Origin of the sequence: Bacteroides sp. 90-K9/2, assembly GCF_047310725.1 — a bacterium.
Taxonomy (GTDB): Bacteria; Bacteroidota; Bacteroidia; order Bacteroidales; family Bacteroidaceae; genus Bacteroides; species Bacteroides vicugnae.
The window spans coordinates 799,362-811,726 of the sequence record NZ_JBCGVL010000001.1; the positions used below are offsets into that span (position 1 = coordinate 799,362).

At 43.4% G+C, this 12,365-nt stretch carries 12 protein-coding genes; 7 read left to right on the forward strand and 5 right to left on the reverse strand.

Features of this window, described 5'->3' with window-relative positions:
* Positions 1-32: 32 nt before the first annotated feature.
* The 6 genes from pbpC to AAHJ11_RS03170 all read left to right on the forward strand — a co-directional run bounded on the left by pbpC (position 33) and on the right by AAHJ11_RS03170 (position 7,176).
* A complete protein-coding gene (gene pbpC / locus AAHJ11_RS03145) occupies positions 33-2,501 on the forward strand; it encodes a penicillin-binding protein 1C (protein WP_413579058.1) in 2,469 nt (822 codons plus the stop codon).
* A 26-nt stretch (positions 2,502-2,527) separates the two neighbouring features.
* Positions 2,528-3,703: an MFS transporter gene (locus AAHJ11_RS03150; RefSeq protein WP_195649017.1), complete on the forward strand. Its 1,176-nt coding sequence runs from the start codon at positions 2,528-2,530 to the stop codon at positions 3,701-3,703.
* Positions 3,704-3,750: 47 nt separating this feature from the next.
* Positions 3,751-4,185, forward strand: coding sequence for a hypothetical protein (locus AAHJ11_RS03155; protein ID WP_148366087.1), 435 nt, complete (start codon positions 3,751-3,753; stop codon positions 4,183-4,185).
* A gap of 156 nt (positions 4,186-4,341) precedes the next feature.
* Entirely contained in the window at positions 4,342-5,769 is a 1,428-nt protein-coding gene (gene nhaC / locus AAHJ11_RS03160; RefSeq protein ID WP_148366085.1) for a Na+/H+ antiporter NhaC, read from the forward strand.
* Between the two features lie 67 nt (positions 5,770-5,836).
* Positions 5,837-6,427 carry a DUF4251 domain-containing protein gene (locus tag AAHJ11_RS03165; RefSeq protein WP_148366083.1) on the forward strand — a complete coding sequence of 197 codons (591 nt, stop codon included), beginning with the start codon at positions 5,837-5,839 and terminating at the stop codon, positions 6,425-6,427.
* Positions 6,428-6,516: 89 nt separating this feature from the next.
* Positions 6,517-7,176 carry a LuxR C-terminal-related transcriptional regulator gene (locus tag AAHJ11_RS03170; protein WP_148366081.1) on the forward strand — a complete coding sequence of 220 codons (660 nt, stop codon included), beginning with the start codon at positions 6,517-6,519 and terminating at the stop codon, positions 7,174-7,176.
* A gap of 9 nt (positions 7,177-7,185) precedes the next feature.
* On the opposite strand, the gene AAHJ11_RS03175 is transcribed toward AAHJ11_RS03170, so the two are convergent.
* The 3 genes from AAHJ11_RS03175 to mnmA all read right to left on the reverse strand — a co-directional run bounded on the left by AAHJ11_RS03175 (position 7,186) and on the right by mnmA (position 8,928).
* Positions 7,186-7,527: a type II toxin-antitoxin system RelE/ParE family toxin gene (locus tag AAHJ11_RS03175; protein ID WP_099146391.1), complete on the reverse strand. Its 342-nt coding sequence runs from the start codon at positions 7,525-7,527 to the stop codon at positions 7,186-7,188.
* On the reverse strand, positions 7,517-7,771 hold the full coding sequence (locus AAHJ11_RS03180; RefSeq protein WP_148366079.1) for a hypothetical protein: 255 nt from the start codon (positions 7,769-7,771) through the stop codon (positions 7,517-7,519). The genes AAHJ11_RS03175 and AAHJ11_RS03180 overlap by 11 nt, the downstream gene beginning before the upstream one ends.
* Before the next feature lie 89 nt (positions 7,772-7,860).
* Positions 7,861-8,928: a tRNA 2-thiouridine(34) synthase MnmA gene (gene mnmA, locus AAHJ11_RS03185; RefSeq protein ID WP_217721500.1), complete on the reverse strand. Its 1,068-nt coding sequence runs from the start codon at positions 8,926-8,928 to the stop codon at positions 7,861-7,863.
* Positions 8,929-9,108: 180 nt separating this feature from the next.
* Between mnmA and AAHJ11_RS03190 the strand changes: the two genes are divergently transcribed.
* The gene (locus tag AAHJ11_RS03190) at positions 9,109-10,557 is read left to right on the forward strand and encodes a S41 family peptidase (protein WP_413579060.1); all 1,449 of its coding nucleotides are present in this window, start codon (positions 9,109-9,111) and stop codon (positions 10,555-10,557) included.
* Positions 10,558-10,960: 403 nt separating this feature from the next.
* Here the strand turns inward: AAHJ11_RS03190 and AAHJ11_RS03195 are convergent, their stop codons facing one another.
* Both AAHJ11_RS03195 and AAHJ11_RS03200 read right to left on the reverse strand, forming a co-directional pair.
* Positions 10,961-11,779 carry an alpha/beta hydrolase gene (locus AAHJ11_RS03195; RefSeq protein WP_148366073.1) on the reverse strand — a complete coding sequence of 273 codons (819 nt, stop codon included), beginning with the start codon at positions 11,777-11,779 and terminating at the stop codon, positions 10,961-10,963.
* 25 nt (positions 11,780-11,804) lie between these two features.
* Positions 11,805-12,239 carry a DUF2007 domain-containing protein gene (locus AAHJ11_RS03200; protein WP_148366071.1) on the reverse strand — a complete coding sequence of 145 codons (435 nt, stop codon included), beginning with the start codon at positions 12,237-12,239 and terminating at the stop codon, positions 11,805-11,807.
* Positions 12,240-12,365 lie beyond the last annotated feature (126 nt).

Sequence of the window (12,365 nt, forward strand, 5' to 3'; positions counted from 1 at the left end):
AAAAGATATGTCTCTTAGCTTTTAACATTTAAATGAACCCGATATATAAATTCTTCAAACGATTATCTGTCACTAAGAAAGTAATGACAATAAGCATTACCCTTTTGACGATAGGATACATCTTTTGCCTTCCCCGGCAACTATTTCATGTACCCTACTCCACCGTTGTGACTGATCGAAACGAAGAATTACTGGGAGCACGTATCGCTTCGGATGGTCAATGGCGGTTTCCTCCCCGAAAGACAACACCTGATAAAATCAAGCAATGCCTTATTACCTTTGAAGATAAACACTTTTACCACCATTGGGGAGTTAATCCGTTATCTACCGGAAGGGCACTCTATCAGAATTTAAAGAATAAACGTGTTGTAAGCGGAGGTAGTACCCTTACCATGCAAACCATCCGTCTCGCCCGAAACAAACCCAGAACTATCGGAGAGAAAGTCATTGAAATGATCTGGGCTACCCGTTTGGAGTTCCGGACTTCCAAAGAGGAAATCTTATCCATGTATGTCTCTCATGCACCATTCGGAGGAAATGTGGTAGGACTGGATGCTGCTGCCTGGCGTTACTTCGGTCATTCTGCCGAAGATTTATCATGGGCGGAATCAGCCATGCTGGCTGTCCTGCCCAATGCCCCCGCCATGATTCATCTATCCAAAGGACGAAAAACACTTCTTTCCAAACGCAACCGTCTATTGAAACAACTTTTTGAAGAAGAGATTATTGATGCGTCCACCTATGAACTGGCTATTAGCGAACCGTTACCCGACGAACCACATCCTCTTCCTCAAACAGCCCCACATCTGGTTACCCGCTTCTATCAGGAAAGAAACGGATTATATACCCGCTCAACCATTGATAAAGGAATACAAACCCATATAGAGAGTTTGGCGGAACGGTGGAGCAATGAATTTAATCGAAGTGATATCCGTAACCTGGCTATCCTAATTATAGACATTCCCGCCAATCAAGTGGTAGCATACTGCGGAAATGTACATTTCGACCGCAAACAAGGGGGGAATCAAGTAGACGTGATTCAAGCTCCCAGAAGTACAGGTAGTATTTTAAAACCCTTTCTCTATAGTGCCATGCTACAGGAAGGAAGTCTATTACCGCAAATGCTGTTACCGGACGTACCCGTCAACATCAACGGCTTTACTCCACAAAACTTCAGCATGCAGTTTGAAGGAGCCGTCCCCGCTTCCGAAGCTCTTGCCCGCTCATTGAATATCCCGGCTGTCACCATGTTACAAAGGTATGGAGTACCCAAATTTCATCACATGCTGCAACAAATGGGGTTCAAGACTATCAACCGTTCAGCCTCCCATTATGGATTATCACTCATTTTAGGAGGTGCTGAAGCTACTTTATGGGATGTAACGAATGCCTATGCACAAATGGGACGAAGCCTCTCCAACAATCATTCCAACAATCTTCCCCAAGAAAAGGAAGTACAGATACTACTGGGAACAGAAGAAAAGACTGTTTCGGAAAGAGATGGTTCAAGAAAAGTTACTTCAGGAAAGACGATTTCAAGAAAGACAACTTCGGAAAAGGCTATATCAGAAAGAACAATAGCAGAAGGAGCTATTTCTGAAGAGGTTATTCCAGAAGGAGTTATTTCAGAAGAAGTTATTTCGGCAGGAGCAGCCTGGCTCACCCTTTCCGCCTTAACAGAAGTCAACCGGCCTGAAGAGATTGACTGGAAATCAATTCCTTCCATGCAGACTATCGCATGGAAGACCGGAACCAGTTACGGATTCCGTGACGCCTGGGCCGTTGGCGTGACTCCCCGCTATGCAGTAGGCGTATGGGTAGGAAATGCAACCGGAGAGGGAAAACCCGGATTGGTCGGTGCACAAACGGCCGGTCCCGTATTATTCGATATATTCAATTATCTCCCATCTTCACCCTGGTTCGAACGTCCCACAGGAGTTTTCGTTGATGCAGAAATATGCCGTCAATCCGGTCATCTGAAAGGACGTTTCTGTGAAGAAACCGACACCGTACTGATCCTTCCCGTCGGATTACGGACAGAGGCTTGTCCTTACCATCATCTCGTCACACTATCCGCCGACGAAAGCCACCGCATCTATGAAAACTGTGCAAATACGGAACCTACCATTCAGCAATCATGGTTTGCCCTGCCACCCGTATGGGAATGGTACTATAAACAGCATCATCCGGAATATAAACCGCTGCCACCTTTCAAAGCCGGCTGTGGAGAAGATTCTTTCCAACCCATGCAGTTCATCTACCCTCCGATGAACGCCCACATCAAGCTGCCCAAGCAACTGGACGGCAGCAAAGGCTTTATCACAGTGGAACTGGCACACAGCAATCCCAATGCCACTATCTTCTGGCATCTCGACGACACCTATCAGACACAGACACAGGATTTCCACAAAATTTCACTGCGACCTGCTCCCGGCAAACATTCCCTGACGGCAGTAGACGGAGAAGGTAACACAGTTTCCACCACTTTCTTCATCGAATAAACATCTTATTTTATTATCTTTGCCGCATGAAACAGCCATTAAAAGAAAACGGTGGACTACCGGCATCTATCCTCTGGACACTTGCTATTGTGGCCGGTGTCTCGGTAGCCAACATCTATTATATCCAACCCCTATTAAATATGATACGCCATGAACTTGGCATATCAGAGTTCAGAACTAACCTGATTGCCATGGTCACGCAAATAGGCTATGCGGCAGGATTATTGTTCATCACCCCTCTGGGAGATTTATATCAACGTAAGAAAATCATCCTGGTCAACTTCACCGTTCTGATATTCTCCCTATTGACCATCGCCCTGACGCACAATTTCCATTTGATACTTATTGCTTCATTCCTCACGGGAGTTTGTTCGATGATTCCACAAATATTCATTCCGATAGCCGCCCAGTTCTCCCGTCCGGAAAATAAAGGCAGGAATGTAGGAATTGTCTTATCTGGATTACTGACCGGTATTCTGGCTTCACGGGTTATCAGCGGATTTATCGGTGAACTGATTGGCTGGCGGGAAATGTATCACATCGCTGCAGGCATGATGCTTATCTGTGCCATTGTTGTGCTAAAAGTCCTTCCCGACATTCAGACCAACTTTCAGGGAAAATATAGCGGCCTGATGAAATCCCTGTTAGCCTTAGTGAAAGAATATCCGCAACTACGGATTTATTCCATCCGGGCGGCATTGAACTTCGGCTCCCTCCTCGCCATGTGGTCTTGTCTGGCTTTTAAAATGGGACAAGCTCCGTTCTTTGCCAACAGCGACGTCATTGGTATGCTGGGACTTTGCGGAGTGGCGGGGGCATTGACTGCCTCTTTTGTTGGAAAATATGTAAAACAAGTCGGTGTACGCCGCTTCAACTTTATCGGCTGCGGATTGATTCTCTTTGCCTGGTTACTGTTCTTCATCGGTGAAAACACCTTTATTGGTATCATTGCCGGAATCATCATCATTGACATAGGGATGCAATGTATCCAACTTAGCAACCAGACAAGTATCTTCGAACTGGACCCGCGCGCTTCGAACCGCATCAATACAGTTTTCATGACTACTTACTTTATTGGCGGTTCGATGGGAACATTTCTGGCGGGCAGCTTCTGGCAACTGTATGGTTGGCACGGAGTGATCGGTACCGGAGTCGTTTTAACAGGGATTTCTTTATTAATTACGACTTTCTACAAGAAGTAAATCAACAAAACAGACGGTCAAACCGTTTATTACAATAAAATAAGCCAATGAAATACGGAGTTAACAGACAAATCTTACTTATCACAGCCGGTGTCGTCTGGATTATAGCCGGTGCCAATATTCTGCGAATAGGAATTGTAACATGGTTAAACACCTCCCAAGATTGGATGTTCAAAATAGGAGAAGCTACCGTCGTTTTCTTGTTATTCTTCGTTCTGGTGTTCAGAAGACTTTATTATAAACATACCCAGCGAATCGAACAAAAGAAAGAACACAGAAATTGCCCGTTTTCATTTTTCGATGTGAAAAGCTGGATTACAATGATCTTCATGATTTCTCTGGGAATTACCATACGTAGCTTCCACCTTCTGCCCGAAACGTTCATTTCCGTTTTCTATACCGGATTATCCATTGCCCTCATCCTGACGGGAGGGCTTTTCATCCGCTACTGGTGGATAAGACGTAAGACTTTCGCCAATTGAGCCGGGCTTATACATATTCCGATCAAATACAAACTTATAATAATTTTTATTGCCTGACGTTTTGAAGCAAAAGATTTCATCCTTTTTTGTTGTATCTTTGCGCGGCTATAAACAAAACAGTAGCCGGAAAATAAATAAAAGGTTATAAGAATCAACATGAAGAAAGCTCCCTCGCCCCTCGTATCATTGATACCGATCATTGTACTGGTGTTATTATTGTTTGCCACTATCCGCACATTTGGCAGCGATGCCCTAAGCGGCGGAAGCCAAGTGTCACTGCTCACCACTACAGCTATTTGTATCCTTATCGGCATGGTGTTTTATAAAATTCCCTGGAAAGATTACGAGCTTGCCATAACCAACAATATTGCCGGAGTGGCGACAGCTATTATTATTCTATTAATCATCGGTGCGTTGAGTGGGATCTGGATGATTAGTGGAGTAGTGCCGACGCTAATCTACTACGGGATGCAAATTATCCATCCCAGTTTCTTCCTGGCATCTACCTGCATCATCTGCGCATTGATTTCCGTTATGACCGGGAGCTCATGGACTACCATTGCTACCATCGGTATCGCTCTGATGGGTATCGGAAAGGCGCAAGGTTTTGAAGACGGCTGGATTGCCGGAGCCATTATTTCGGGGGCATACTTCGGAGATAAAATATCTCCTTTATCCGAAACCACCATTCTGGCTTCTTCCATCACAGACACTCCCCTGTTCCGTCACATCCGTTACATGATGATTACTACGGTTCCATCTCTTGTCATTACACTGATTATTTTCACCGTAGCGGGATTCTCTCATGATGCCAACAATACACAGCACATCGCAGAAGTGGCAGCAGCTCTGAATGAAAAGTTTCATATCACTCCGTGGCTGTTGATAGTTCCCGTAGTAACCGGCATATTGATAGCGCGGAAAGTGCCGTCTATCGTTACGCTGTTCCTGTCCACCCTGTTGGCAGCTGTTTTTGCTTTGATCTTTCAGCCTGATTTAGTGGAGGAAATTTCAGGAGTCGCCGCTTCCGGATTCAATTCATTGTTCAAAGGACTAATGATGACTATCTACGGAGAGACAAATTTGCACACGGATAATGCCGTTCTGACAGATTTAATTGCCACACGTGGCATGTCAGGAATGCTGAATACGATTTGGCTGATACTATGTGCCATGTGTTTCGGCGGAGCAATGACAGCAAGCGGCATGGTGGGAAGTATCACTTCTATCTTTGTGCGCTTTATGAAGAAAACAGTCAGCGTGGTCAGTGCGACGGTCTGTTCCGGGCTGTTTCTTAATCTGACCACTGCCGATCAATATATCAGTATTATTCTGACGGGAAATATGTTTCGCGATATTTATGCCAAGAAAGGATATGAAAGTTGTTTACTAAGCCGCACGACGGAAGATGCAGTAACCGTTACATCCGTATTGATCCCGTGGAACAGCTGTGGAATGACCCAAGCCACTATCTTGAGTGTACCCACACTTGTGTATCTCCCTTATTGTTTTTTCAACATTATCAGCCCCTTAATGAGTATCACTGTGGCAGCCATCGGATATAAAATTGCACGACGCTCGTGAACAATCTGGCATACACATTGTTTTTGCAATAAACGAACAACGTATTAAACCTAAACAAAAAAAAGTTATGAAAAAGTTTATTGCATTATTAGCATTAGTATTAGTGAGTGCAAGCACAATGATGTATGCACAAGAAAGTAACGCAGCAGCACGCCGCGCAGAAAGAAAAGCAGAAAGAGATGCAGAGAGAGCAAAACTCCGTGCCGAAGAAGAGGTGCAGGACATGGCAGCCTATCAACAAGCTGTGCAGGCTTTGAAGAACAAGCAATTTGTACTGGAAGCCAATCAGGTTATTTTCCGTAACGGTATGAGTGCATTCGTTACTTCAAACACCAACTTCGTCTTGATGAACGGCAACAGAGCTACCGTACAGACTGCCTTCAATACTCCTTACCCGGGTCCTAACGGAATCGGTGGTGTGACAGTGGATGGTAATTCTTCGGATATGAAGATGAATATCGACAAAAAAGGAAATGTGAACTGCTCATTCAGTGTTCAGGGTATCGGCATCTCCGCTCAAGTATTTATTAATATGAGCAGCGGAAACAATACTGCTTCGGTTAGTATCAGCCCGAACTTCAACAACAATAACCTGACGTTGAACGGAAATATCGTTCCGCTTGACCAGTCAAATATCTTCAAAGGACGTTCCTGGTAATCCGGATCTTAAGAATCTTATCATAACTCCGCTGCAAATCGCGCAAAATGCGTACATTTGTAGCGGAGTTTTTTTATTCAGCATGGCTTATGAGAGAATTTATCATTGCAGACAATCAGGATATCAGTAAGGCGGGAATGATGTTCCTGTTGAGTAAACAAAAGGAGGTGTCCCTCCTTTTAGAAGCTGACAACAAGGCTGAACTGATTCAGCAGCTACGATTGTATCCGCAAGCAGTGATTATACTGGACTATACCTTGTTCAATTTTGCCGGGGCAGATGAATTGATTGTCTTGCAGGAAAGATTCAAGGAAGCCGACTGGATTCTATTCTCCGATGAACTGAGTCTGAACTTTCTCCGTCAGGTATTATTCAGCAGCATGGCTTTCGGGGTAGTGATGAAAGATAACTCAAAAGAAGAAATCATGACCGCCATTCAATGCGCCACCCGCAAACAACGGTATATTTGCAATCATGTCAGCAATCTGCTGCTTTCGGGAGCTTCTTCCCCGCTGGTAGCGTCAAACATGGACGACCATCTGCTGACGCAAACAGAAAAGAATATCCTAAAAGAAATCGCATTAGGAAAAACGACGAAAGAGATTGCTGCAGAGAAAAATCTTAGTTTCCATACGATCAACAGCCATCGTAAGAATATCTTTCGTAAATTGGGAGTGAATAATGTGCACGAGGCTACTAAATATGCGATGAGGGCAGGGATTGTGGATTTAGCCGAATACTATATCTGATTATACGCTTTACTTCAAGCCATTTTGTTTCAAAAGTTGTTCTATTTCCTTGTCTGATATAGAAGCCCTGTCTGCTTTATCATAAATATAGAGAAGATTCAAAATTGCATCTTGCTGGGAAACAACCAAAGTGAAAGTGATAACTCTTGCACCTCCGCTTTTTCCTTTCCCTTTCGCAGTAATTTTCATGCGGACTTTGCGCAAGCCATGACCTAAATCGGTACCTAATTGCGGATTCTGTTCCAACTCATCAATCAATGAAGCAAAATCTTCTTTAAAAGATGAATAATGTTTTGCCAATCGTTTAGCTTCCCGCTGAAACGTTGGCTTAACTATTATTTCATAGTTCATTCAAAAACTCCCTTGCACTCTTTAATTCCAACTTGCCATCCATAGAAAGTTTTACCTCTTTCAGTCCTGCATCAATCCCTGCAAGAATCTCCTCTTTTGTGATTTCTTCCATTTCTTTTTCTGCTTCCATTTTCTTAAGTCGTTTCAAATAGTTCTTCACCCGATTGAGCATCTCTTTGTCATTCAAACTCAGGAGTTCCTCCACCAAGTCCATTTTCAGACTTTTCAATTCCATCGTTGTCATAAGCAATCCTCCTTTATTTATTATTCTACGAAACAAAAGTAGTGAAAATTATCCTGATTATCGAATCCTCACCTTTCAAAATAAACTATTTAACAGATGATTTCTCCGCTTCCCACGCAAACTTTCGCCTCTTCATCATAAATCACCCCAAACTGTCCCGGAGCAATGCCTTGCAGCTTTTCAGAGGACAAAATGTGGAATTGCGTCTCCCCTTCCTGTATCAGTTTTCCTTTGGTAAAGTCGGGAGTGTGACGAATCTTGAAAGTGATGTCTATCTCCTTCTCCTGTCCTTTCCAGGGATTATCAGTAATGAAATGGAAATCATGCATCCGGAATTCATTGCCATACTGTGTTTCCACACCATAACCGCGGGACACATAGATTGTATTTTCTTCCATATCCTTCTTGACTACAAACCAGGGACCACCACTCAATCCAAGCCCTTTGCGCTGGCCGATTGTGTGAAACCAATAGCCGCGATGTGTACCCAATTTCTTTCCGGTTTCCCATTCAATAATCGCCCCTTCCTTTTCTCCTAAAAACCGACGGACAAAATCATTGTAGTTTATCTTCCCGAGAAAACAGATGCCCTGACTATCTTTCCTTCTGGCACTCGGCAATCCGGCTTTATTGGCAATCTCACGCACTTCCTGTTTCATCAACCCTCCAATGGGAAACATGAGTTTGGAAACTTGCAGGTAATCAATCTGTGCGAGAAAGTCCGTCTGGTCTTTCACAGGGTCTTTCGCTGTGCCCAGCCAAGTTTTACCGTTACGTTGCAAGGTGGTGGCATAATGACCGGTTGCCGTAAAGTCGAAGTCTTTCCCGACACGCTGTTCAAAGCAGCCGAATTTGATAAGCTTATTACACATCACATCCGGATTCGGTGTCAGTCCCTGCCGGATTTTATCAATGGCATAGGCCGCTACATTCTCCCAATACTCCTGATGCAAATCCACTACCTCCAAAGACAGACCGTACTTACGTGCCGTAGCAGTAGATAATTCAATATCTTCCTCTGCCGAACAGTCCATATATTCCGCTCCGTCCATGCCTATCTTAATATAAAAAAGAGTGGGCTTATATCCTTGCTCACAAAGGAGATGCACAACAACTGAACTGTCGACACCTCCTGATAATAATGCAGCTATATCCATGAATAATGATTCGTCTATTAATAACGTTCTATATGTAAGCTAATACCTATTAAAAATTTCTATGCTACAAAGATAAGGCAAGAATCTCTAACAGCCAATCACATATTGAAGGCATTTTTATACCATAAATGTGGTAGATAAGCAAAGTATTTCCTACATTTGCACAGTAAAAAGCTTTTTATGATGACGAAATTAAGAAAGATAATCCTCATACCTGCCCTGAGCATCGTATTTATCAGTGGCTTTTTCTCCTGTGGTGTCGACCGCTGGCCGGAGTATGCCCACCAGACCGCACTGGATACATGGATGTACGACATCATGCAGCAGAACTATCTGTGGTATCAAGATCTACCTTCCTACAATGATGTGAATCTGTTTCTGGATCCTGCCTCATTCTTGTCTAAAGTGAAATCGAAAAGCGACAGTTATTCGTTTGTGGATTCTGTGATGGAAACTCCCCTGCCTACCTATGGATTTGATTATTCACTGGTTCGAAGTGCGGATATTGATACAGCTTATAATGCATTAATTACTTACGTCATTCCCGGTTCACCGGCAGAAGCGGCCGGATTGGTGCGCGGTGACTGGATTATGAAAGTCGATACTTCTTACATCAGCAAAAAATACGAGACTCAATTACTGCAAGGAACCAAAGCCCGGGATTTAGTGATGGGAGTATGGAAAGAAGTTCCTGTTGAGCCTGAAGAAGGGGAAGTAGACGAAGAAGAAACAACTGTATATAAGGTCGTTCCGAATGATAAAATACTAAAACTACCTGCTGCAAGAGTCGTTGAAGACAATCCGGTACATAAAACAGAAATACTTACGGTAAAAGAAAACAATAGCGACCTCAAGGTCGGCTATCTCATGTACAACAGCTTCACCGCCGGGACAAAAGCTGATCCGGAAAAATACAATGACGAACTGCGTCAAATCTCGCAAGAATTCAAGACAGCAGGCGTGAAGTATGTCATACTTGACTTGCGCTACAATGCCGGAGGTTCATTAGATTGTGTGCAGTTATTAGGCACAATCTTAACATCAAATGCACGGTTAAACGAGCCAATGGCCTATCTGGAATACAACGACAAGAACAGAGATAAAGATGCTACCATCAACTTTGATCCTACCATATTAGGAAGCGGTACTAATTTAAACCTGCCCGGTCTGTTTGTTATCACCAGTGGAACTACAGCCGGAGCACCGGAAATGTTAATAGGGAGTCTCTTCTTGAAAGACAGCTATCCCGTTGTAAGCATAGGTAGTGCCACTAAAGGGCAAAATGTAGCAACAGAGCAGTTTGTCAACGAGGAATTCCTGTGGTCGGTGAATCCAGTGGTTTGTACAGTTTATAATTCTAAGCATGATGAAAACGGTTCCTTCGTACCTAACGCAGATCTTAAAATCAGTGAGACAACCATTGATGGAATTACCAATTACAGTGAATTCCTGCCATTCGGTGATCCCAATGAAAGACTTCTGAAAGTAGCCATCGGAGTTATAGAAGGCACTTATCCCCCGAAAAAAGAAGAAGATACAACTACAAAAGCACAATTCAAGATAGAGAAAAGTGTTATTAGTCCCGCAAGTAGGCGGTTTATCGGAGGCGGCGGTCTAAAGATTAAATAGAAGCAAAACAAGAATCAAATAGACTGAAGAGAGTGTATCAAAACGCAGATTTACGCATCATTAACAAAAGAGTCCCATTATTCCACCTTTTTCCGAACAGGCTGTCTGATTCTACTGAATAAAGCATCGGTTTACATCTAACAAAGCATCGGTTTATACTTAACAGAACGTATGATTTACCCTGATAAAACAGCTGATTTCCTGTCCCCCGGCAGCTAAAACCTCTTCATACACCGACTTACAACCGCTACAAGCCGGGGTGAGATTCTCCGTCACCGCAGCATACAACAAAAAAGGAGAAAGCTTTCGCCTCCTCCTTCTATCGTAGTTTAACCTCAATCTATTTTATGATTCTGTATCCAAAGATACGACATTGAAAAGCCAAAGTCAAGCATTCCCGGATTTATTTCTTGAAAAACTTATCGAAGAACAGAATCTGGTAATCAATGGAATTATTCCAGTACTTTCCCGTATGCCCACCCGGACGAGTGACAAAGTCGTGATTAATCTTTCGTGCCAACAGACGGTTGTGCAAATCCTTGTTCACGTTCAGGAAGAAGTCCGCTTCACCACAGTCGATGATAATTGCCAAATCCCCGTTTTCTATTTTATCAATCTGATTGATGACCGTATATTCATCCCATACCTTCTTGTTAGCGGCAAATTCTCCCAACTGCTTCGCCATCTCCCAGTTCTGCGGAAACGGGCGAATATCCATCCCGCCACTGGTAGTTCCGGCAGCACCAAATACATCTTTATGACGGATCGCATTCCACATCGCTCCATGTCCACCCATACTTAATCCGGTGATGGCACGCCCTTTCCTGTCGGCAATCGTCTTGTAATGTCCGTCGATATACTTCACCAATTCCGATGAAATAAAAGTTTCATAACGATAAGACGGATTAAGCGGACTATCCCAGTACCAGCTATTCTTTCCGTCCGGACAAACGAATATGATTCCTTTTTCGTCCGCAATTTGAGGAAGATCCGGTTTAATACCCATCCATGTTTTAGCGTTTCCACCGTAACCGTGCAACAAATAAATGGCGGGGCAAGCAACCGCTTTCTTCCCCAGCGCAGCATCCGGCGTTACCACCACCACTTGCACTTCCTTATTCATAGAAGGACTTTTAACTAATAAGGTATCTACTTTGGCAGCAAAAGAGGGAGCCACCAGAACTAAAAGAAGAACAATTAATAGAAGTTTTTTCTTTTTCATTATGTGTTATTATAGTTAGATATAGTTATTCCTCTGTCACTGCGGAAGGATCAAATTTAGAAACCGGCATTTCGAAGGTTTTATGACACTGCTTACAAGTGTAATTCCAGTGGTTGTCTCCCGGAGGAATAACCATCAATGCCGAAAGTATGGCAGCCCCCATCGCACGCCATCGCTTTCCTTTTCTCAAAACCAACCGGATATCCGATGAACCGCAGTACGGGCAAAGCGTCAACTCCTCCGGCCAACTATCATTATCCCTCAACACTTGAACAGCCCTATCATAGTCTTCATCTGCCACCAATATATCCACCCCCGCGATGCTGCTCACACAGCTTTTATACAAAGTAGAGAAATTCTCATTGTGCAGAATAGACTCAATACCTTCGTTCTCCAATGCCCCTTGAAGGATATGCGCCTTCATCGCATCATTACAAGTTATCAATTTTACAGTCTTCATCAGGAATCTGTTTTAATTTCCCACAAAAATAAGATATAAAAATGAAATGTGAAACAAAATCCGGCTAACTTTATCAAGAAGTAAAACGAGCCAGATAAGAAGTGATTCTATTTTTATTCACGGAAG